General features: G+C 65.9%; 22 protein-coding genes. 13 read left to right on the forward strand and 9 right to left on the reverse strand.

Annotated features, from left to right (window positions below; translation table 11 throughout):
* Position 1: 1 nt before the first annotated feature.
* From ACNKU3_RS13160 to ACNKU3_RS13185, 6 genes are all read left to right on the forward strand, one after another.
* Positions 2-1,096: a vWA domain-containing protein gene (locus ACNKU3_RS13160; RefSeq protein ID WP_418259934.1), complete on the forward strand. Its 1,095-nt coding sequence runs from the start codon at positions 2-4 to the stop codon at positions 1,094-1,096.
* The gene (locus ACNKU3_RS13165; protein WP_418259935.1) at positions 1,096-2,094 is read left to right on the forward strand and encodes a VWA domain-containing protein; all 999 of its coding nucleotides are present in this window, start codon (positions 1,096-1,098) and stop codon (positions 2,092-2,094) included. Before ACNKU3_RS13160 ends, ACNKU3_RS13165 begins: the two co-directional genes overlap by 1 nt.
* Positions 2,069-2,839 carry a hypothetical protein gene (locus tag ACNKU3_RS13170; protein ID WP_418259936.1) on the forward strand — a complete coding sequence of 257 codons (771 nt, stop codon included), beginning with the start codon at positions 2,069-2,071 and terminating at the stop codon, positions 2,837-2,839. Before ACNKU3_RS13165 ends, ACNKU3_RS13170 begins: the two co-directional genes overlap by 26 nt.
* 82 nt (positions 2,840-2,921) lie before the next feature.
* On the forward strand, positions 2,922-3,575 hold the full coding sequence (locus tag ACNKU3_RS13175) for a hypothetical protein (protein WP_418259937.1): 654 nt from the start codon (positions 2,922-2,924) through the stop codon (positions 3,573-3,575).
* Positions 3,575-4,951, forward strand: coding sequence for a M48 family metalloprotease (locus tag ACNKU3_RS13180; protein WP_418259938.1), 1,377 nt, complete (start codon positions 3,575-3,577; stop codon positions 4,949-4,951). The genes ACNKU3_RS13175 and ACNKU3_RS13180 overlap by 1 nt, the downstream gene beginning before the upstream one ends.
* A gap of 166 nt (positions 4,952-5,117) precedes the next feature.
* On the forward strand, positions 5,118-5,624 hold the full coding sequence (locus ACNKU3_RS13185) for a hypothetical protein (RefSeq protein ID WP_418259939.1): 507 nt from the start codon (positions 5,118-5,120) through the stop codon (positions 5,622-5,624).
* Positions 5,625-5,748: 124 nt separating this feature from the next.
* Here ACNKU3_RS13185 and ACNKU3_RS13190 read toward each other — a convergent pair whose 3' ends face one another.
* The 5 genes from ACNKU3_RS13190 to ACNKU3_RS13210 all read right to left on the reverse strand — a co-directional run bounded on the left by ACNKU3_RS13190 (position 5,749) and on the right by ACNKU3_RS13210 (position 9,413).
* Complete coding sequence (locus tag ACNKU3_RS13190; protein ID WP_418259940.1) at positions 5,749-6,063, reverse strand: DUF2288 domain-containing protein; 315 nt, start codon at positions 6,061-6,063, stop codon at positions 5,749-5,751.
* On the reverse strand, positions 6,056-6,706 hold the full coding sequence (locus ACNKU3_RS13195; protein ID WP_418259941.1) for an MBL fold metallo-hydrolase: 651 nt from the start codon (positions 6,704-6,706) through the stop codon (positions 6,056-6,058). The genes ACNKU3_RS13190 and ACNKU3_RS13195 overlap by 8 nt, the downstream gene beginning before the upstream one ends.
* A 61-nt stretch (positions 6,707-6,767) precedes the next feature.
* Entirely contained in the window at positions 6,768-8,075 is a 1,308-nt protein-coding gene (locus ACNKU3_RS13200; protein ID WP_418259942.1) for a dicarboxylate/amino acid:cation symporter, read from the reverse strand.
* Entirely contained in the window at positions 8,072-8,353 is a 282-nt protein-coding gene (locus tag ACNKU3_RS13205) for a hypothetical protein (RefSeq protein WP_418259943.1), read from the reverse strand. Before ACNKU3_RS13205 ends, ACNKU3_RS13200 begins: the two co-directional genes overlap by 4 nt.
* A 202-nt stretch (positions 8,354-8,555) precedes the next feature.
* Positions 8,556-9,413, reverse strand: a complete 858-nt coding sequence (locus ACNKU3_RS13210) for a pirin family protein (RefSeq protein ID WP_418259944.1) — start codon at positions 9,411-9,413, stop codon at positions 8,556-8,558.
* Positions 9,414-9,532: 119 nt separating this feature from the next.
* Here ACNKU3_RS13210 and ACNKU3_RS13215 point away from each other — a divergent pair, with 119 nt between their 5' ends.
* Positions 9,533-10,426 (forward strand): LysR family transcriptional regulator, encoded by an 894-nt coding sequence (locus ACNKU3_RS13215; RefSeq protein WP_418259946.1) that lies wholly within the window; start codon positions 9,533-9,535, stop codon positions 10,424-10,426.
* Here the strand turns inward: ACNKU3_RS13215 and ACNKU3_RS13220 are convergent, their stop codons facing one another.
* Positions 10,427-10,924 (reverse strand): SixA phosphatase family protein, encoded by a 498-nt coding sequence (locus tag ACNKU3_RS13220; protein WP_418259947.1) that lies wholly within the window; start codon positions 10,922-10,924, stop codon positions 10,427-10,429.
* Between the two features lie 106 nt (positions 10,925-11,030).
* Here ACNKU3_RS13220 and ACNKU3_RS13225 point away from each other — a divergent pair, with 106 nt between their 5' ends.
* The 6 genes from ACNKU3_RS13225 to ACNKU3_RS13250 all read left to right on the forward strand — a co-directional run bounded on the left by ACNKU3_RS13225 (position 11,031) and on the right by ACNKU3_RS13250 (position 17,133).
* On the forward strand, positions 11,031-11,906 hold the full coding sequence (locus tag ACNKU3_RS13225; protein WP_418259948.1) for an LLM class F420-dependent oxidoreductase: 876 nt from the start codon (positions 11,031-11,033) through the stop codon (positions 11,904-11,906).
* A 100-nt stretch (positions 11,907-12,006) separates the two neighbouring features.
* Positions 12,007-12,774, forward strand: coding sequence for an SDR family NAD(P)-dependent oxidoreductase (locus tag ACNKU3_RS13230; RefSeq protein WP_418259949.1), 768 nt, complete (start codon positions 12,007-12,009; stop codon positions 12,772-12,774).
* A gap of 177 nt (positions 12,775-12,951) precedes the next feature.
* The gene (locus tag ACNKU3_RS13235) at positions 12,952-14,124 is read left to right on the forward strand and encodes a hypothetical protein (protein ID WP_418259950.1); all 1,173 of its coding nucleotides are present in this window, start codon (positions 12,952-12,954) and stop codon (positions 14,122-14,124) included.
* Entirely contained in the window at positions 14,124-14,909 is a 786-nt protein-coding gene (locus ACNKU3_RS13240; RefSeq protein WP_418259951.1) for an SDR family NAD(P)-dependent oxidoreductase, read from the forward strand. Before ACNKU3_RS13235 ends, ACNKU3_RS13240 begins: the two co-directional genes overlap by 1 nt.
* Before the next feature lie 6 nt (positions 14,910-14,915).
* Positions 14,916-16,106, forward strand: coding sequence for a sulfotransferase family protein (locus ACNKU3_RS13245; RefSeq protein WP_418259952.1), 1,191 nt, complete (start codon positions 14,916-14,918; stop codon positions 16,104-16,106).
* Positions 16,107-16,119: 13 nt separating this feature from the next.
* Positions 16,120-17,133 carry an alcohol dehydrogenase catalytic domain-containing protein gene (locus tag ACNKU3_RS13250; RefSeq protein ID WP_418259953.1) on the forward strand — a complete coding sequence of 338 codons (1,014 nt, stop codon included), beginning with the start codon at positions 16,120-16,122 and terminating at the stop codon, positions 17,131-17,133.
* On the opposite strand, the gene ACNKU3_RS13255 is transcribed toward ACNKU3_RS13250, so the two are convergent.
* The 3 genes from ACNKU3_RS13255 to ACNKU3_RS13265 all read right to left on the reverse strand — a co-directional run bounded on the left by ACNKU3_RS13255 (position 17,134) and on the right by ACNKU3_RS13265 (position 20,187).
* Positions 17,134-18,309 (reverse strand): DUF1214 domain-containing protein, encoded by a 1,176-nt coding sequence (locus ACNKU3_RS13255; protein WP_418259954.1) that lies wholly within the window; start codon positions 18,307-18,309, stop codon positions 17,134-17,136. It lies immediately after the preceding gene.
* Between the two features lie 4 nt (positions 18,310-18,313).
* Complete coding sequence (locus ACNKU3_RS13260) at positions 18,314-18,826, reverse strand: VOC family protein (RefSeq protein ID WP_418259955.1); 513 nt, start codon at positions 18,824-18,826, stop codon at positions 18,314-18,316.
* Between the two features lie 86 nt (positions 18,827-18,912).
* Positions 18,913-20,187 (reverse strand): MFS transporter, encoded by a 1,275-nt coding sequence (locus ACNKU3_RS13265; RefSeq protein WP_418259956.1) that lies wholly within the window; start codon positions 20,185-20,187, stop codon positions 18,913-18,915.
* Positions 20,188-20,191 lie beyond the last annotated feature (4 nt).

Raw genomic sequence — 20,191 nt, forward strand, 5'->3', positions numbered from 1 at the left:
CATGGCCCGCCGCAAGAAACGCAGCGCCATCGCCTTCAACCTCAGCTTCCTCGACATCATGTCCTGCGGCTTCGGCGCCGTGGTGCTGGTCTACCTGATCATCGATCACTCGGTGGAAGTGCAGTCCCGGGAAATCAACCGCGACCTGCTCTCGGAAGTGAACTTCCTGCGCCAGGAGGTCGACGACGGCCAGGCGGGCCTGGTGAAACTGCACAACACCCTGTCCGATGTGGACATGCAGATGGTGGAAGCCCAGGGCCGCGCGGACCGCATCAGCGAGGAACTGGAGGACTACCAGAGCCGTATCGCCGCCCTGCGCGCCGACGATCCCACCGATCCGAAGGAGATCGAGGCGCTGAAGGCGGAGATCCGCTCACTCGAATCCGAGGTGGAACAACTGCGCTCGGCCGCGGTCGAGGACAGCGGCCGCAGCGCCCGCACCTTTATCGGCGAGGGCCAGCGGCAGTACCTCACCGGGCTGCGCCTCGGCGGCAGGAACATCGCCATCCTGCTGGACGTCTCCTCCAGCATGCTGGCGGACCGGCTGGTCAACATCATCCGCCTGCGCAACATGGGCGCCGACGTGCAGCGCAAGGCGGACAAGTGGACCCGCTCGCTGGCCACCGTGGACTGGCTCACCGCGCAACTGCCGGTGAACGCCAACTTCCAGCTCATCACCTTCAACACCCAGGCCCAGTACGCGCTGCCCGATACCGCCGGCAAGTGGCTGGAGGTGGCCGATCGCGACCGCCTGGAAAAACTCTCCGCCCAGCTGCGCGACATCACCCCCAGCGGCGGCACCAGCCTGGAGAACGCCTTCAACGCCCTGAAACAGCTGACCCCGGCGCCGGACAATATCTTCCTGATCACCGACGGCCTGCCCACCCAGGGCAGCACGCCACCGAAGGGCAGCAAGGTCAGCGGCAAGGACCGGCAGAAACTGTTCCGCCAGGCGGTGCGGCAACTGCCCGGCGGCGTGCCGGTGAATATCATCCTCGCCCCCATGGAGGGCGACCCGATGGCGGCGGCGGAATTCTGGCAGCTGGCCCAGGCCAGCCAGGGTTCCCTGCTCAGCCCCTCGAAGGACTGGCCCTGATGGCGCGGCAGCGGCGGGCAGCGGAAGAGTTCTCACTGTCGTTCCTCGACGTGATCTGCTGTGGCTTCGGCGCGGTGATCCTGCTGCTGATGATCACCAAGACCGTGCAACCGCAAATCATCGAGGCATCCACGGTAAACCTGCAGGGCACGGTGGCGGAGCTGGAACAACAGCTGCAGGAAATTCGCGGCGAAACCGTGGTGCTCAACCGCGACCTCAATGCCAAGCATGAGCAACTTTCCGCCTACGAGGAGCGCATCGCCATCCTTCGCGGGCAACTCGCCAGCGCCCGCTCGCGCTACGACAACACCCGTGTGGAGAGCCAGAGCAACGAGGTGATCACCGAGCAACTGGCCCGCGCCCGGCAACAGCTCAGCGACGAGATGCAGCGCCTGCTGGGCACCCAGTACCAGTCGAAAAACAACCTGATCGGCGGCATCCCGGTCGACAGCGAATACATCATATTCATTATCGACACCTCGGGATCGATGTTTTCCTACGCCTGGAACCGCATGATCCAGGAGGTAGAAAACACCCTGAGCATCTATCCTGAGGTAAAAGGTATCCAGGTAATGAACGACATGGGCCAGTACATGTTCAGTCGCTACCGGGGCCAGTGGATTCCAGACACCCCGGGGCGGCGCAAGGTCATCATGCAGAACCTGCGCAACTGGAACGTGTTCAGTAATTCCAGTCCGGTGGAGGGGATCGAGGCGGCCATCCGCACTTTCTACGACCCGGGCAAGAAAATCAGCCTGTATGTCTTCGGCGACGAGTTCACCGGGGATTCCATCTCCGAAGTGGTGGACACCGTCGACCGGATAAACCGCGCCGATGCCAGTGGCAACCGGCTGGTGCGCATTCACGGGGTCGGCTTCCCGGTGCAGTTTATCCGTGCGCCGAACCTGCAGACGACCGGCATCCGATTCGCTACCCTGATGCGTGAACTCGCCTATCGCAATGGAGGGACCTTTGTCGCGCTCAACGATTTCCGCTAGTCGCTGCCTGCTGGTGCTGGCCCTGGCCCTGCTCGCGGGCTGCGGCCCGAATACCGTCAAGGTCGAAGGCCACTTCCCGCCGCCGCTGATGGACGCGCTGCCAATCCGGCTCGGCGTCTGGTACCCGGAGGAATTCCGCAACCACGAGATTTTCGATGAGGCGCGCAGCCGCAGCGAATCCGACTGGGTGGTGCAGACCGGCACCGCGCAGGTCGCCATGTGGAACAGCCTGCTGCAGGGCATGTTCATCCATTTCGTGCCGCTGCAGGAAGCGCCGGCGAAGGGCAAGCCGATACCCGGCGTGGACGCGGTGCTGATCCCCCACGTGGACGAACTGCAGTACGCCATTCCCCAGCAGACCCACATCAAGGTCTATGAAATCTGGATGCGCTACCGCTTCGAATTGCTCGACGATAAAGGCGAGTCCCTGGTTGGCTGGACCATGCCCGCCTACGGCAAAACCCCCACCGCGTTCCTGCGCAGTGACGAGGATGCCGTCAATCTCGCCGCGGTGATGGCCCTGCGCGATGCCGGCGCCAACTTCGCGATGACCTTCCCCGGCATACCCGAAGTGGCGGCGCTGATGGGCGTGCCGGAACCAAAGCCCGACGAAGCCGCGCACGGCGAACTGCCATCCGGCGACGAACTGCCGCTGCTGCTCGATGATGGCCCGGCGATGGATACCGGAGTCATCCACGAGGTCGAGAACGTCCCGGTGGAAACCGGTGGCGAGGATACGCCGTGAGCAGGGACCAGTACGATTTCCGTCCCGGTGGATGGAGCCGGCACAGCCCGTCGGCCGACGATAATAAAAAGGAGAGCGCGACATGAAACGCCTATTGCTGCTCGCAACGACCGCCCTGTTACAGGCCTGCGTCAACGCCACCGTCGACCAGATGGTCTACAACGCCCCCGAGGCCGGGGTGGGCGATGGCACCGTAGTCATCCTCGGCCGCCGCCAGAACAGCGACTATGAAACCGAGCCGGATTTCGTCCAGTGTATCGGCGACTACATCCACAGCCACGACAAGTCCATCTACGTGATCGACGAGCTGGATTTCGTCAACGCCCTTTATCCCTGGTTCGAACCGCGTACCGCGCCGCTCTACCCCCAGGACGTGGAGCGACTGTTGGAACACGAGGTGGTTGCCCAGCGCATGCGCGAGCTGAAAACCGAGTACATGGTCTGGGTCGACGGCTCCACCGAAACCACCGACTCCTCCGGCTCCATGACCTGCGGCATCGGCCCGGGCGGCGCCGGCTGCTTCGGCTTCGGCACCTGGTCCGACGATTCGGAGTACGAGGCGATCATCTGGGACTTCACCGACAAGGCGGAAGTCGGCCGGGTCGCCACCAGTGCCACCGGCCAGTCCTACATGCCCGCGGTGGTGGTGCCGATTCCCATCATTGCCCCGGTGCAGGGCACCGCCTGCGACGGTCTCGGCGAACAGCTGCTGCAATTCTTTTCCAGCAAGTACTGATGACCGTGCGCCTCTTGTACCTCGTCGCTTTCGCCCTCGCGCTGCTGGCCCACCCGGCCAGCGCGGAAAGCGTGGGCGAGAAGCAGTACCGCGAATTCAAGGAGGCCGGCGCGCTCTACGATGACGTCGAATTGCAGGCCTATGTCACCCGCATCGGCGAGAGCCTGCTGGCGGTGTCCGGCGAGAAGGGAGAGAAATTCACTTTCTCGGTCCTCGACTCGCCGATGATCAACGCCTTCGCCGCCCCGGGCGGTTACATCTACGTCAGCCGCGGCCTGCTGCCCTACCTCGAATCCGAGGAGGAACTGGCCGGCGTGCTGGGCCACGAGATCGCCCACGTCGACGCCAACCACCACGGCCGGCGCAAGGGCGCGAGCGTCGCCAGCAAGGTGGCCTCCATCACCACCTATATCCTCACCGGCAGCGGCGAACTGGCGCAGGCCTCGGACATGTACGGCGCGGAGCTGATCAGCGGCTACGGCCGCGACATGGAACTGGAGGCCGACGGCCTCGGTGCCGAGTACATGTACCGCGCCGGCTACGACCCCCAGGCCCTGCTGCAGGTGATTAGCGTGCTCAAGGACCAGGAGCAGTACACCCGGCTGCAGGCGCGCAGCGCCGGCAAGCCCGCCGGCACCTACCACGGCCTGTACGCCTCCCACCCGCGCAACGACAAGCGCCTGCAGACGGTGATCGCCAAGGCCCGGGAACTGGACGTGGGCGACTACGTGGAGAGCCCGGAGCAACCGGGTGAATTCCGCAGCCATATCGAGGGGCTGGTGTGGGGCGAGAGCGTCCAGGGTGAACGCGAGGAAAACCGCTACTACCACAACAAGCTGGCCTTCAGCTTTGCCCACCCCGAGGGCTGGACCGTGTCCACCAGTGGCCGAGCGGTAATCGCCCAGGCCCCCGACGGCAGCGCCTCGCTGACCATTACCCTGGCGCGGCGCGACAATGACACGCCCGAGCAGGCACTGCGCGGCAGCGTCGTTGGCGACCTCAGCGCGGGCACCGCGCTGGAGCAGGGGGGGCTGCAGGGCTACACGGCGCTCGCCAGCAGCGGTGGCGCCAGCAAACGACTGGCAGTCATCGATTACAACTACCGCTACCGCTTCGAGGGCGCCGCAACGGACATGACCAGCGGCGATGCCGCGCTGAAGCAGATCATCGAGTCCTTCCGCCCGCTACAGCCGAAGGAAAAGCAGGCGGCAGAGCCCCACTACGTTCACTACTACCAGGTCCCGCGGGGGGCGACCTTTGCCAGTATCGCAGCGGGCATCAAGGTGCCCGATGCGGAAAACAAGTTGCGCCTGCTTAACGGGATGTACCCGCGGGGAGAGCCGCGGACCGGCGACTGGATCAAGGTCATCCGCTAGGCGCGGCAAATCGAGGCAGCCGCACGGGCCCGGGATAGGCAGGCCCTGCCGCACTCTGCTATTGTGCACCTCGCCCGGTAATTTCTGCTGAAGGATCAGGCACATCGGCACAAAACCCCATAGCGCAGCCAGCGATCGCATTTGCCGCATTTGCCGGACACTCGCGGTGCTCCTGTCCCTGCCCTACCTGTTTTACTCCCTCAATTCCGGCATCACCATCACCAACGACGGCAGCCATTTCGCCCTGCTGGATGCCCTGCTGCACGACGGCAGCGCGGAACTGAAGAACCCCCGGCAGTTCGCCTTCGGCGACAGCGCGCTGTATGAAAACCGCTACTACTCGGATCGCAATCCGGGTCTCGCCTTCTTTACCTACGCGGAGACGCTCCTGCTGATGCCCATCCGGGGCTGGTTCTACCCACTACAACTGGACCCGAGGATAAGCCCGCGTTACAACGAAGCACAGCGACAACTCATCCCCGGGGTAATGCTGGTACCCGCCTTCGCTGCCAGCGCCCTGTTCGCAGGAATGATCGCACTGTGCCGCACCCTCGGCGCGAATCTTCCCACTGCACTTAGCGCAGCGCTGATGCTGTGCCGGCAGTGCTGGCCGGACTGGTGCCGGTTTTCACCGGGGCGCTGCGGGCAAGGGAGCGCCGGGGCGCGGCACTGACCCTGGCCATCAGCATGCTGCTGGTGGTGATCGGCGCCGCCGGCGTATTCGCTGCCTATGGCGGGTGGAAACTCCTCGCGGCCAGGGGGGTTCCGCCGCGCGGCCAGGACCCCGGGGGCGGGCTTCAGTTTTCGCTGATTTCCTGTACCAGCACCCAGGGCGGCGCTACCACCGCCCAGAGCGTAACATCGGCCTCGTACCAGGCGAGCGCCTGCTCGTCATGGACGGCGATGATCTGCTGGTCGGCGATCCAGGCCTGAAACTGACTCGTGTTATCGAGGCCGAGCTGAACCGCGACTTCCACCAGGTTGAGACCGGGAGCAATACGGATCACGTTGCCGTGGGCATAGTAAGTCTGCAGTTCGTGCCAGCGGATTTTCGCGGTCTGGCTGTGGAACTCCTGGCGCAGGAAGGCTTCGTAGTCCGCTTCCTCAGCCATACTTCGCGTCCGCCACGAAGGGGTTGCTGCGGCGCTCCTCGCCGAAGGTGGAGGTCGGGCCGTGGCCGGGCACGAAGGTGATGTCGTCGCCCAGCGGGAACAGCTTGCCGCGGATGCTGGCGACCAGCTGGTCGTGGTCGCCGCGGGGAAAGTCGCTGCGGCCAATGGATCCCTGGAAGAGGACATCGCCGACCCAGGCGAGTTTCTGCGGCCGGTAGTAGAACACCACGTGCCCCGGGGTATGGCCGGGGCAGTGCAGCACCTCGAAGACCTGCTCGCCGACGGTGACGGTATCGCCGTCGTTCAGCCAGCGGTCCGGCTCGAAGGCATCGGCGTGGGGGAAGCCGGACATCTTGCACCACTCGGGCAGTTTATCCAGCCAGAAGCTGTCTTCCTTCTGCGGCCCCTCGATGGGGACTTCCAGTTGCTTGCGCAGGACGTCCGCTGCAGCGCAGTGGTCCATGTGGGCGTGGGTGAGAATGATCTTTTCCACCGTCGCGTCCATCTTTTCCACGGCTGCGAGGATGCGCTCGATATCGCCACCCGGATCGACGATGGCCGCCTTGCCGGTGGCCTGGCAGCGGATGACGGAACAGTTCTGCTGGTAGGGCGTGACCGGCACGACCGTACACTGAATTGACATGTTTACTCTCGAAAACAGGTTCGCTGGGAGTTCAGGATACCACAGGGCGGGGCACCGCCATTCAGTGCCCCGAACCGTGTGAGGGCCGCGCCGAGGCCTCCATGTCCGCGTAGGGATCGTCGTAGATCTTCTGGTTGAACTGCCCCTCGCTGCGGGCAACCACCACCGAGACCATGGCGTCGCCGGTCACGTTCACCGCCGTACGCACCATGTCGAGGATGCGGTCCACACCGATGATCAGGGCGATGCCCTCCAGCGGCAGGCCGGCCTGGCGCAGCACCAGGGCGAGGGTAATCAGGCCCACGCCGGGTACCGCGGCGGTGCCGATAGACGCCAGGGTCGCGGTCAGGATTACCGTCAGGTAAGCACCCAGTGACAGGTCCACGCCGTAGACCTGGGCAATGAACACGGTGGCCACACCCTGCATGATTGCGGTGCCGTCCATGTTGACGGTGGCACCCAGCGGCACGGTAAAACCGGCGACGGAATTATCCACGCCGAGGCGTTTTTCCACTGTACGCAGGGTGACCGGCAGGGTCGCGCCGGAGGACGCTGTACTGAAGGCGAAGGCCCAGACCGGGCGCATCTTGCGGATCATGACCAGCGGCGAGACCCGCACCAGCAGGCTGAGGATCAGGCTGTAGACCCCGAGCGCGTGCAGCAACAGCACAGCCAGCACCGTCAGGACGTAGGCGCCGAGATCGAGGATCGCGGAGAGGCCGAGGTCCGTGAACAGGCGCGCCAGCAGCGCCAGCACCCCGTAGGGCGCCAGGCTGATCAGGATTTCCACCATCTTCATGATCACCGCATCCATGTCCTCGAAGAACCCGGCGATGCGCCGGCCGTGCTCGCCGGCATGCGAAATGGCATAGCCGAACAGCAGGGCGAAAACGATGATCTGCAGCATGTTGCCCTCGGCCATCGCCGCCACCGGGTTAGAGGGGAAGATATTGATGATCACCTCGGTGAGCGGCGGCGGTGACTTGGCTTCGAAACTCACATCGCCGGCCAACTCCACCCCGGAGCCGGGGCTGACGATACGCGCGACCAGCAGCGCCAGGGAGATGGCGATCGCGGTGGTCGCGAGGTAGGCGAGGATGGTCTTGATGGCGATCGGCCCCATGCGGGCGCTGTTGCCGAGGGAGGCGGAACCGCAGACCAGCGAGACGAACACCAGCGGCACCACGAGCACTTTCAGCGAGGCGATAAACACCTTCCCCACCACGTCGAATACACCGTCCACCAGCCAGGTTCGCACCCAGGCCTGGTGGGCCGCCGTCAGGGAGTCAGTGGCCAACAGCAGGTTGAGCACCGAACCCACCACGATGCCGACCACCATGGCGATGAGTATGCGATTGGTAAGACTCACTTGCCGCATTCCCCCGTCTGGTAGCTGGTGACCTGGTCATCGGCACAGGCGTTGCACGCCGAGGCGTACTGCCTGGTGGCGCCGGCGAGGGTATTGGCGCAAACCGGCGCCCACTCCATGGTACAGACCTGCGGCCGGGGAGTGGCACAGGCGGTGCCACCGGGGCCCGCGCCGGAGGAATCGACGATAGGCGCCGGCTCCGCGCGGCCGCCGAAGCCACAGGCAGTGAGTAAAAAAGCCAAAAGACACACGGAACAGGCACCGAGGGCGCTGCGCATGGGAAGGACTCCAAGGGATGTTAATAATGCACAAAGACTATCATCACTTGGGCGCGAGCGCAGCCGATGGGGGCCCCATTATGGCTGTGGAAAGATGATTAGGAGGAAATTTCAGGGTTCGGGCAGGAATAGGGAGCCCCGGGGGACGCGGGCGTGAGGCCCGCGCCCTGTTCCGGCGGCTCCGGCAGGAGAGTGATATCGATCAGGCCGCGGGAGCGACCCCCAGCCGGCCCTCCTGGTAGTCGCGAATCGCCTGCTCGATCTCCTCGCTGGTGTTCATCACGAAGGGTCCGTAGTGGGCGATCGGTTCGCGCAGCGGTATCCCGCGCAACAGGATCAGTCCCGCGCCCTGCTCACCGGCGGTCAGCGGCCAGCGATCCCCGGCGCTGGTGACCAGCATCCGGCCCGCCGGCTGGCTGCCGTCGCGGGTGGCGATCGCGCCGTCGTAGACATAGGCGAGCACGTTCTCCTGGTCCGCCAGCGCCAGTTCGACCGAAGCGCCCGGCGCCAGCTGCAGGTCCAGCAGCCCGGCAACCTCCGCCAGAACCTGCAGCGGCCCCGTGACCTCGCCGCCCGGGCCGAAATCCCAGTGGCCGGCGATGGCGGAGGCGCGGAAGCCCGCCCCCTCGAGGTGTGACAACTCCGCCTCCGGCACGTCTCGGTACTGCGGCTCGGCCATTTTCTGCACCGCCGGCAGGTTCACCCAGATCTGGAAGCCGTGCAGTTCACCGGTGTCCGGGGTGGGCATTTCCGAGTGGATCACCCCGCGCGCCGCCGACATCCACTGGGCGCCGCCCCCGCGAATCTCGCCGCGGTTGCCCTGGGAGTCCTGGTGGATGATGCCGCCGCGCTTCATATAGGTCAGCGTCTGCATCCCGCGGTGCGGGTGGGGCGGAAAGCCGCCGATAAAATCCTCCCGCGAGGTGGACCGCAGTTCGTCCAGCATCAGTATGGGATCCATCCCCGCGTGGCCCATGCCGACGATGCGGGCAATGGCCACCCCGTCGCCATCGCGGCTGGGTTGGGCGGGACGTACTTCAATTACCTTGCGCTGTGTCATTTCGAGACCCTCCTTGATTGCCTGCAATAACGTCTTGCGTTGGGCCCAGATTATTGTCGTATTAGACGAAATAAAATCGCATAATTTAGCCACATTTGTTCTAAATATTAGGACGATTTATGAATACCCATCGCACAACCCTCGAGCAGTGGCGCATGTTCCAGGCGGTAGTGGAACACGGCGGCTTCGCCCAGGCCGCCGAGGCGATCCACAAGAGCCAGTCCAGTATCAACCACGCGGTGCACAAGCTGGAAGCACTGCTGGGCCTGCAATTGCTGGAGGTGGTCGGGCGCAAGGCGCAGCTCACCAAGGCCGGCGCCCTGATGCTGCGGCGCGCCGAACAGCTGCTGTCCCAGGCCGGCCAGCTCGAGGCCGTGGCCGGCAGCCTGGCCACCGGGGTGGAGGCGGAGGTGCGGGTGGCGGTGGATGAAGTCTACCCCAACTGCCCGCTGGCGGACGCCCTGCAGGCACTGTCCGAGGCCTATCCCAACACCCGGGTGCAACTGCACGAGACCGTCCTCTCCGGCGGCGCGGAACTGCTCACCGCGGGCGCGGTGGACCTGCTGATCAGCGGCCAGACACCGCCCGGCTTCCTCGGCGAACCGCTGATGCGGGTGGAGTTCATCGCCGTGGCCCGCCCCGATCACTCCTTGTTCGCCCTGCAGCGCGAACTCACCCTGCAGGACCTCGAGCAGCAGCGGCAGGTGGTGGTGCGGGACTCGGCCCGCCATACCAGCGTGGACTCGGGCTGGCTGGGCGCCGAGCAGCGCTGGACGGTCAGCCACATCACCACCTCGGTGGAGATGGTCGAGCGCGGCATGGGCTTCGCCTGGCTGCCAGGCTCGCGTATCGGCGCTGCCCTCGCCGCAGGCCGCCTGCAGGAACTGCCGCTGGGCGCGCAGTCCCGACGCTACGCCGAGCTCTACCTCATTTACGCCGACCGGGACCGCGCCGGCCCGGCCACCTGCCGCCTCGGGGAACTGTTCGCCGCGGCCTGCGCCAAACGGCGCTGATCAGTCGAGATCGCGCGGCCGCAACAGGCACTGCAGGCGCGCGCAACCGGGCTGCAGGTCCCGCCAGCTATCCACGGCCAGTTCCAGGCGGGCATAGGCCGCGGTGGGCAGGTTGTCCAGCTGCGCGTCTGCGGCCAGCCAGTTGACCAGGTCGGTGAGCGCGGGGTTGTGGCCGACCAGGAACAGGCTGTCGGCGCTGTCGTCACCGCTGAGCAGCCAATCGACCAGGTCCTCGGCATCGAATGTATACAATGCCTCTACGGTAGAGTGCTCAACGTCCGCCAGTGCCGGCCAGCCCTCGCACACGCCCTGCAGGGTGAGTTGCGCCCGCCGCGCCGGGCTGGCGTGTATGGCCATCGGCGCCAGTTGCGCGGACAGCGCCGCCCCCATGCGCGGCGCATCCCGGTAGCCACGCGGGCTCAACCCGCGCTCGCGATCACCGAGGCCCGGCTCATCCCAGGCTGATTTGGCGTGACGCAGCAGGTGCAGGGTCTTCACAATGGCGTCCCTCCGGGGATCACTTCGCTTCTGGACAGGGCATACCGTCGCCGGGAACTGCTATGCTGGCGATAGTCCAATTAAAGCGCACAACGGTGTTTCCAGTATGCAAATCGGTGTCATCTATCCACAAAAAGAACTCCGCGGCGACCCGCAGGCCGTGCGCCTGATCGGGCTCGCCAGCGAGGCCATGGGCTTCGATGCCCTGGTCGCCTACGACCACGTACTCGGCGCCAGCCACGACCGCGAGCCCCCGCTGCAGGGCCCCTACAACGAACACGACCCCTTCCACGACCCCTTCGTGATGTTTGCCTACCTCGCCGGGATCACCGAGCGGATCGAATTCGTCACCGGCATCCTGATCCTGCCCCAGCGGCAGACCGCGCTGGTCGCCCGCCAGGCGGCGGACCTCGACCTGCTCTCCGGCGAGCGCTTTCGCCTGGGTGTCGGCATCGGCTGGAACTATGTCGAATACTCCGCCCTCGGCCAGGACTTCAGCACCCGCGGCAAACGGGTGGGCGAACAGGTGGCCCTGCTGCGCCAGTTGTGGCGCGAACCCCTGGTGGACTTCCACGGCGAGTTCGACCGCATCGACCGCGCCGCGCTGCTGCCCCGGCCGCGGCGGCAGATTCCCGTCTACATGGGCGGCTTTGTCGATATCGCCCTGCAGCGGGCCGCGAAAATCGCCGACGGGTTTATCTTCGCCGATGGCGCCGCTGACGCCTTTGAGCAGTTGCCGCGCCTGCAGTCTCTGTTACAGGCTGAACAGCGCGACGGCGCGGACTTCGGTTTCCAGTGCAACATGCTCAGGGCAAAATCGGCCCGGGAGGTAGCGGACACGGTGTGCCGCTGGCAGGAGGCGGGCGGGACCCATGCCGCCATCAATACCATGGGCATGGGTTTCACCACCGCCGACGCCCACCTGGACTACCTTGATAAGGTGGCCGACGCCCTGGACAAGGCCGGGTTCAGTCTCGCCTGACCTGTCCGGCGGCACAATAACAATAAGCGGGCCGGTCCCTGACCAGGCCCTTGAACGGCACCGGGGCGCCCGCTCCCCGGTCATGTCGCGAGGAACCAGTATGCTCAATCGCTTTGAAGGGAAAGTCATCGCCATTGCCGGCGGCTCCGGTGGTATCGGCAGCAGTGTGGCAAAACGCCTCGCCAGTGAGGGCGCCGCCGTCCTGGTCGGCGACATCAATTTCCCCGCCGCGCAGCAGACCGCCGTCGAGATCGCCGAGGCGGGCGGGATCGCCACCCCCATGACCCTGGATATCGGCGATGAAACCAGCGTGCAGCACTTTGTCGCCGCCGCGACACGGCTCTACGGTGGCCTCGACGGTTTCCACGTCAATGCCCTGGACAGCTCCCGCGCGGCGGGCGACACGGACGCAGTGGCCATGGATATGGCGGATTACGACGCCATGACCGCGGTCAACATGCGCGGCTATTTTCTCTGCACCCGCCACGCGGTGCCGGCGCTGGTCGCCCGCGGTGGCGGGGGCCTGCTCTACACCAGTTCCGGTTCCGCCTACGCCGGGCTGGACAGCCGCCCCGCCTACTCGATGATCAAGAGCAGTATCCACGCCCTGGCTCGCCACGTGGCCAGCCGCTGGGGCAAGCAGGGGGTGCGCAGCAACGTGATCGCACCGGGGCTGATCATGCACCCTGCGGCGGAGGCCGCTGTCGGTGCCGACTACGGCGAAAAAGTCCTGCAGGGCCTGCCGGTCACGCGCCTCGGCAAACCCGAGGATATCGCGGCGATGGCGGCGCTGCTGCTGTCCGAGGACGGGGCGTTTATTACCGGCCAGGTGATCAGCGTGGACGGCGGGGCCTCGATGCGGCCCTGAGGCGCCGACCGTGCCCGGCCGGCAATTGCGGGGCTTGGCCGCAATTACATAGATAGCGTACACTATCTTTGGCTGGACGCAGGCGCGCCAGCCATCCTCGAATCGCGTGTCACCTGAGCCAGCCCCTTCACCCGGAGTGCGGCGGAACGCGCCCCGCTTAACGGAACCCGAGCAGCCATGACGACAGACAATAATATTCTCGGCTACCTGCAGGACCTGCAGAGAGCCGTCGACAACCTGGACAATACCTGGCGCCCGGAGGATCCCGCCTACCGCGCGGACGTCTACCGGCAGACCATGACCAGCCTCTCCTATGCCTATTTCGCCTACTTCCACGCCGATGCCGAGCACCCCGACTGGGCGCCCCTGTGGAACCCGGTGTACACCCTGCAGCCCAATCCCGACGACATCTACCTGCAGTCGCCGATTCGCGGCGACCTCAGCTACCGGGTTTCCGGCAACCGCGGCACCTGCAAGATTCTGTCTTTCACCACCCAGAAAGTGCTCTCCGGCACCGTCGACCAGATGCCCCAGCCCAGCGGCCACAACGAGGTGGACTGCAGCGACCTCGGCCTGGCATTGGGCGAGGACTTCGAAGTCATTTTCAGCGCCGCGCGCCCCGCGGGCTACACCGGCAAATGGGCGCCCATCGACCCGGAGGCCGGCGGCATGATGGTGCGCTTTCGCAGCTACGACTGGCTGAACGAGGTTGACCCGACCCTGTCCATCGAGTGCCTCGACCCGGTGCCGCCGAAGCCGCGGCTCTCCCCGGACGAGATTCTCGAGCGCATCCGCGAGATGGCGAAATTTCCCGCGCGCAAGACCAAGCTCTACTACGCCATGCAGAACGGCGTGAAGGAGCGGGTCGGTTTCAACGTCTTCGAACCCATCCGCTATCCCGGCGCGCTGGTCAAGCAGACCTACTGGCCGGCCTGCTTCCAGTTCGAGCCCGACGAGGCGCTGATCATCGAGACCGAGCTGCCGGCGCGACGCCCCTACTGGAACATCCAGCTCAACGACCCTTATTTCAACGCCCTGGAGTATGTCTACCGGCTCTCCAGCACCAACGGCCACTTCGCCAAAGTGAGTTCCGACGGCAAGTTCCGCGCGGTGATTTCACTGGAGGATCCCGGCGTGCCCAACTGGCTGGACCCCGCGGGCTACACCGAGGGCGGCATCTACGGCCGCTGGTACGACTGCGACAGCGAACCCTTGCCGACACTGACCCGGGTCAAACTTGCACAACTGCGCGAACACCTGCCGGCGGATACACCGGTGGTCACAGCAGAAGAACGCGCCGAAGAACTGCGCCTGCGGGTGCGCGCCTGCCAGCGCCGGAGGAGATGGTAATGATCAGCGAACAACTGGATTTCGGCGGCAAGGTCGCCATTGTCACCGGCGGCGCCACCGGCATCGGCTACGCCACCGCCCTGCAGCTGGCGCGGCTCGGCGCCAGCGTGGTGATCGCCAGCCGCACCGCGGAGGAACTGGAGGCCGCGGCGCAGCGCATTGCCGAAGCAAGCGGGAGCCGCTGCCTCGCGGTGCCCACGGATGTCAAAAACGAGGCGGCGGTGGTCCACCTGGTGCAGCGCACGGTCGATGAATTCGGCCAGGTCGACATCCTCATCAACAACGCCGGCGGCACCCGCATGGGGCCGCTGGAAAACATTCCCTCCCGCGGCTGGGATTCGATCTTCGAACTGAACACCCGCTCGGCCTACGTCGCCACCCGCGAGGCGGGACGCCACATGATCGCGCGCAAGTGCGGTGCCATCGTCAATATCTCCTCCAATGCGGGGATTACCGGGGTCAAGGGCGGCGCCCACTACTCCGCCGCCAAGTCGGCCCTGCAGATGTTCACCACGGTGACCGCCGCCGAGTGGGGGCGCCACGGCATCCGCGCCAACTGCGTGGCCGCGGGGATGATTGCCTCGCCCCGCGCCGCCGCAGCCTGGGAGGCGGCGGGCCTGGACGAGAAGGCCATGGGCGCGGGCATTCCCCTCGGCCACCCCGGCACCCCGGACGAGATCGCCAACATGATCGTCTTCTTCGCCAGCGACGCTGCGTCCTACATCACCGGGCAGACCGTCGCGGTGAACGGCGGGCCGTCGCTGGGCGGCATCGAGCTGGACTGAGCGACCATGGACCTCTCCTATGACCCGCCCGCCAGCTTCCGCCACACCCTGGACCAGTTGCACGCCACCGTCGCCCGCGAAGTGGGCAGCGACGACTTCGGCCCCGGCGACTACCTGCCCGGCCTGAAGGCTTTGCTGCAGTCGATGGACTACGACCCGCAGTTCTCCGAACAGGGACGCCGCGTGGCCTGGGGCATGGTGGTGGGCGTGCTCAGGGGCCGCGCCCAGGCCTTCCGGGCGATGGCGGAAAACCCCGGCTTTGACACCACGCCGATCACCAGCCCGGTGGTCATAACCGGCGTACCGCGCACCGGCACCACCGCCCTGCACCGCCTGCTGGCGGTGGACCCGCGCTTCCAGGGCCTGCAGACCTGGTTGCTGGATTCCCCGATGCCGCGACCGCCGGTGGCTGCCTGGGGGGATTACCCGGAGTTCCAGAAAAGCGTCGCCAGCATCGAGGCACGCTACGCGGCGGCGCCGCAGAAGCGCGCCGCCCACCACATCGCCGCGGAGGAAGTACACGAGTGCTGCATGCTGCTGCGCCAGTCCTTCGTCTCCAACATCTGGAGTTGCGGCTGGTCGGCCCCCAGCTACGACGCCTGGTGGCAGTGCCAGGACGAGGTCGCCGCCTACGACTATTACCGTCGCTGCGTGCAACTTATCGGCAGCAGCGAACCACACAAACGCTGGCTGTTGAAAAACCCCGGGCATATCGAGCACCTCGACCTGCTGTTCGCGGTATTCCCCGACGCCAGGGTCATCCAGACCCACCGCGACCCGGCGAAGGCGGTACCCTCGCTGGTCTCCCTGCTGATGCAGCTCTACCCGATCATGGAGAGCGGCGACCCGCAACTGCGCGGCGAGGTAATGCTGCGCCGGGAGGTGGCCAAGTGGGCCCACGCCGTGCGCAAGGCGGAGCGGGTTCGCGAACAGTACCCGGGACAGGTGCTGGATATCGTGCACGCGGACTTCCACGCGCAGCCGATGGCGGTGCTGGATACGATCTACAGTTTCATCGGCATGGACATTCCCGACAACACCCGCGCGGCGTTCGCCCGGCGGATCGAGGAAAAGCCCGAGCTGCAGCACGGCGTCCACCGCTACGATATCGCCGACTACGGCATGAGCGAGGCCGAGGCGCGGGAGCCCTTCGGGGACTATATCCAGCGCTTCGATCTCGCTGAACATAACAAATGAAAGAGGTATTCCGATGAAAGCGGCAATCTACCCCGGCGACGGCAGGGCCATCGCCATCGAAACCCTGCCCGACCCGGAGCCGGGTCCCGGCGAGGTCATTATCAAGGTCGAGCGCTGCGGCATCTGCGGCACCGACCTGACCATGACCAAGGGCGGCCAGTGGGACTACGGCAGCGGCGTGCAGTTTGGCCACGAGTACGCGGGCGAGATCATCGCGCTGGGCAGCCAGGTCAGCGGCTACCGGGTCGGCGAACGCGTCGCGGTGCAGCCCTCGGTGGCCTGCGGCGAATGCCACGCCTGCCGCAGCCACGGCAACACCATCCTCTGCCAGTCGCGGCTGGGCTCGGCGATGCACGGCTTCGCGGAACTGGCGCGGGTACCGGTCAGCGTCGCCACCCGCCTGCCCTCGGTACTCTCCGCGGCGGACGGCGCGCTGATCGAACCGCTGGCGATCAGCCTCTACGGCGCGCAACTGGCGCAGATCAAATCCGGCGAGCCAGTGCTGGTGCTCGGCGGCGGCACGGTGGCGCTGTACGCGATCTACTGGGCGCGGCGACTGGGCGCCGGGCGGATTGTCGCCATGTCGCGCTCGGCGCGGCGCAGGGACCTGTCGCTGGCCATGGGCGCCGACCAGTTCATCGCCTACGGCGACAACGAAATCGGCGAGGTCATCGAAGCGCTGGGCGCCCCGCCGGCCATCGTCTTCGAATGCGTCGGCGCCGAGGGCCTGTTGCACAAGGCGGTGATGCACGCCGCGCAGTTCGGCCGGATCATTTCGCTGGGTTTTTGCACCGCGCCGGACACGGTAATTCCCGCCCTGGCCTCCTACAAATGCGCTTCGATCCAGTTTTCCGTGGGCTACACGATGGGCGAGTTTCTCTACATCGCCGACCAGATGGACAAGGGTCACTGCGACCCCAAGGTCATCGTCAGCAACGAAATCGGCCTCGACGCACTGCCCGCCATGTTCGATACCCTGCGCGGTCCCAATGACGAGACCAAGGTGCACGTGTGCTGCGGCAGCTGATTACCAGCGCCGGCGGCGCTGGCAACCGCGTACCCGGCGGCGCAGCTCCCCGGCCCTTGCCTCCGGGCTGACCACCGGCGTATCCGTCGGCAGGTACTGGCGCAGTTCGGCAAATTTCACCCGCTTCAGGGTCGGTGTCGGACAGCTGTCGCAGTCGTACCAGCGGCCGTAGATCGTGCCCTCGGTGTAGCCCGCGGGGTCCAGCCAGTTGGGCACCCCCGGGTCCTGCAGGGAAATCACCGCGCGAAACCTGCCGTCCGCATCCAGCTGCGCAAAATGCCCGTTGGTGCTGGAGAGGCGGTAGACGTATTCAACCGCGTTGAAATAGGGGTCGTTGAGCTGGAAGTTCCAGTAGGGGCGCACCTCGGGCACGTCCGTTTCTAGGATCAGCGCCTCATCCGCATCGAACTCGAACACCGCTGGCAGGTAGACCTGTTTGGACAGGGCGCCACCCAGCGGGGCGGGCTGGAAGACGTTGACGCCCGCGGTGGCCCGGATCTGGTTCTGCATCTGGTAGAACAGGCCCATCGCCGCAGCCGGCATCGCCGCCATCTGGCGGATGCGCAGGAGGATGTCCTGCGGCGACAGCCGCGGTTTTGGCGGCACCGGGTCGAGGCACTCGATCGCCAGGTTGGCGTCGATCTCGTGCAGCCAGTCGTAGCTGCGCTGGCGCACCATCAGCACCGAGGCCCCCGGCCTGATCTGCAGCCAGTTGCCGCCGTAACCCTCGGGGCGCTGCGCGCTGAGCAGAATCTCGAATTCACCGTCGGCGTCGATCTGGAGATCGCGATCATCGAGGTCCGCGTAGCATTTGCCGGTGGTGTCGATTTCGCCGGGCAGGCCCGGCAGCGCTGCCTGGGTGTTGAAGGCCAGCATCTTCACCGTGCCGCGGGAACCGCTCACCCGGTAGCGGTAGTCAGTACTGACCGGCGCGTAGAGGTAGATGTCGTCCGGGTTGGGCTGCAGGGTGTAGACCGGGTTCCACAGGGGCGCCCAGTCGGGATGCTCCGGCGTCGCGTGGAAGAAGGCGAAATAGCCATAGGAGAACTGCATCATGATCTGGCGGTAGACGTCCGCGCGATAAGCGGGATCCTCCGGCCGCCAGGTGTTGGCGATCTCATCCACCGCCCGTTCGAGGTCGGCGAGGTAGTCCGCCAGTGGTCCGATAGCATTCACGTGCTCAGGTCCTCGCGACGCTGTCGAAGAAATTCATCCCGAGCTCGCTGGCAAACAGGTATTCGAGATAGTGTTCCAGCCCCGGGACCTCGACGAAACACACTTCCACCAGCGGGTTGCTGCTGTGCGAGGCGATGCGCAGCTGGTTGTTTTCCGCATTGGCGAGCAGGGCGTCCCACTGGGCCTGGCTCTGTACCAGGTAACCGAGGTGGTGGTGTTTCAATACAAATTCCTCGGTCCTGGGCAGGCGGTCGGAAAAGATCTCCGATCCCGGCCCCTGTGGCTCGATCAACTCATACATGATCGAACCCACCCAGGCGAAGTCCGCCTTGATAAACCCGCCGTCCGGGGTCTCCCCCTCCAGTCGGGTGAATTCGCGGATGCCCAGCCGCTCGCGGAACAGGCGCCCGGCCCGTTCGATATCGGTGGTGACGTAGGCCATCTGGAAATGCTCCAGGCACAGGACCCCGTTCCCACTGTCGAAATCCGCCGCCGGCCGGTTCAACTTGTATGGCATGTTTCTCTCCGTCAGTTCAGGGGCCCGGGAAGGCCCTCACTTTATGATAGTAAATACTATCATAAGCTACCATCCCCGCCTGCGCATCAGTCCTGCAAGAACGGCTGCTGACCCCACTGCCGGCGGCTGAACAGGAACACGGCAACCAGGCCCACCACGGCGAACAGCAGCAGGCTGCCAAATATCTCCACCGCGGAAGCGCCCGCGGCGATCATCCAGCCGCCGTAGACCGGGGCCAGGGTGGCGCCGAGGCGGCCCATGGCGCTGGCCGCACCGATCCCGCCGGCGCGCAGCTCCGCCGGGTAGATGGCCGCCGCCAGCGCGGCGATGGCGTAGGAGACGCCGATCACACCGGCGCCGATCAGGGCGATCAGGGTCATCCACAGCAGCACCTCGGGCGGCGCCACGGTGAGCCCGATCGCCCCGGCCCCGGCGACGACAAAACCGCTGTAGAGCGCCAGGCCGGTATGCTGCCTGTCCACCAGCCAGCCGATGACGAAACCGCCGACCACCCCGCCAAAACTGAAGTACATGATGCCGCGCACCGACTCGGCGATCGGCCAGCCGTACATCCGCATCAGCGTGGGCAGCCAGCTCGACACCACGTACATGGAAAACAGGCAGACGAAATACAGCAGCCAGAGCAGCAGCGTGGTGTAGCGATAGCGCAGCGCCAGCAACTGGAAGATGTTGTGCAGCACGCCACCGGCGAGCGGCCGGCCGGCCGCACCGGGCACCTGGCGGGGGAAGACACTGCCCGGCAGGCCCTGCCACAGCAGCGGCAACAGCAACAAAGGCACCAGGCCGCCGGCGTAGTAGAGCCCCTGCCAGGCGTAGTGCTCGATCACCGCCGGGGCCAGGAAGCCGCCGATGATACTGCCCACCGCGGACATCGAATACACGCAGATGGTGATCCGCGTGCGCCACTGCGGCCGCGCCACCTCGGAGGCCAGCGCCAGGGCGTTGGTGATACTGGCGCCCATGCCCAGCCCGGTGACAAAGCGGAACCCGGTCAGCTCGAGAACGCTGGATGACAGCGGCGAACCCAGGCTGGCGACGCCGACCACCGCGAAGCTCGCCAGCAGCACCGGCTTGCGTCCGTAGCGATCCCCCATGGGCGCCAGGAACACCGCCCCCAGCGCCATACCCAGCACCGTGGCCGCCAGCGCCGGGGTGAAGGCCGCCGCCTCCAGACCCCAGTCGTCCACCAGCAACGGCACGCTCACCGGCGCCACCAGTACGTCATAGCCATCGAGCATGCAGACCAGCGAACACAGCAGGACCACCCACCAGTGACGGACCGAGGAGAGGGATTGCAGGGGGGTGGCGGATGGCGCGCAGGCATTGTCAGGGTGGACCACGGTG

The sequence above is a fragment of the Haliea sp. E17 genome (assembly GCF_048323675.1).
Classification (GTDB): domain Bacteria; phylum Pseudomonadota; class Gammaproteobacteria; order Pseudomonadales; family Halieaceae; genus Mangrovimicrobium.

Bases quoted from the DNA above. Each gene is read 5' to 3' on its own strand.
- ACNKU3_RS13215 (WP_418259946.1), top strand. From the start codon at position 9,533: ATGAATACCCATCGCACAACCCTCGAGCAGTGGCGCATGTTCCAGGCG.
- ACNKU3_RS13165 (WP_418259935.1), top strand. From the start codon at position 1,096: ATGGCGCGGCAGCGGCGGGCAGCGGAAGAGTTCTCACTGTCGTTCCTC.
- ACNKU3_RS13245 (WP_418259952.1), top strand. From the start codon at position 14,916: ATGGACCTCTCCTATGACCCGCCCGCCAGCTTCCGCCACACCCTGGAC.
- ACNKU3_RS13235 (WP_418259950.1), top strand. From the start codon at position 12,952: ATGACGACAGACAATAATATTCTCGGCTACCTGCAGGACCTGCAGAGA.
- ACNKU3_RS13205 (WP_418259943.1), bottom strand. From the start codon at position 8,353: ATGCGCAGCGCCCTCGGTGCCTGTTCCGTGTGTCTTTTGGCTTTTTTA.
- ACNKU3_RS13250 (WP_418259953.1), top strand. From the start codon at position 16,120: ATGAAAGCGGCAATCTACCCCGGCGACGGCAGGGCCATCGCCATCGAA.
- ACNKU3_RS13230 (WP_418259949.1), top strand. From the start codon at position 12,007: ATGCTCAATCGCTTTGAAGGGAAAGTCATCGCCATTGCCGGCGGCTCC.
- ACNKU3_RS13175 (WP_418259937.1), top strand. From the start codon at position 2,922: ATGAAACGCCTATTGCTGCTCGCAACGACCGCCCTGTTACAGGCCTGC.
- ACNKU3_RS13160 (WP_418259934.1), top strand. From the start codon at position 2: ATGGCCCGCCGCAAGAAACGCAGCGCCATCGCCTTCAACCTCAGCTTC.
- ACNKU3_RS13195 (WP_418259941.1), bottom strand. From the start codon at position 6,706: ATGTCAATTCAGTGTACGGTCGTGCCGGTCACGCCCTACCAGCAGAAC.
- ACNKU3_RS13225 (WP_418259948.1), top strand. From the start codon at position 11,031: ATGCAAATCGGTGTCATCTATCCACAAAAAGAACTCCGCGGCGACCCG.
- ACNKU3_RS13260 (WP_418259955.1), bottom strand. From the start codon at position 18,826: ATGCCATACAAGTTGAACCGGCCGGCGGCGGATTTCGACAGTGGGAAC.
- ACNKU3_RS13240 (WP_418259951.1), top strand. From the start codon at position 14,124: ATGATCAGCGAACAACTGGATTTCGGCGGCAAGGTCGCCATTGTCACC.
- ACNKU3_RS13210 (WP_418259944.1), bottom strand. From the start codon at position 9,413: ATGACACAGCGCAAGGTAATTGAAGTACGTCCCGCCCAACCCAGCCGC.
- ACNKU3_RS13180 (WP_418259938.1), top strand. From the start codon at position 3,575: ATGACCGTGCGCCTCTTGTACCTCGTCGCTTTCGCCCTCGCGCTGCTG.
- ACNKU3_RS13190 (WP_418259940.1), bottom strand. From the start codon at position 6,063: ATGGCTGAGGAAGCGGACTACGAAGCCTTCCTGCGCCAGGAGTTCCAC.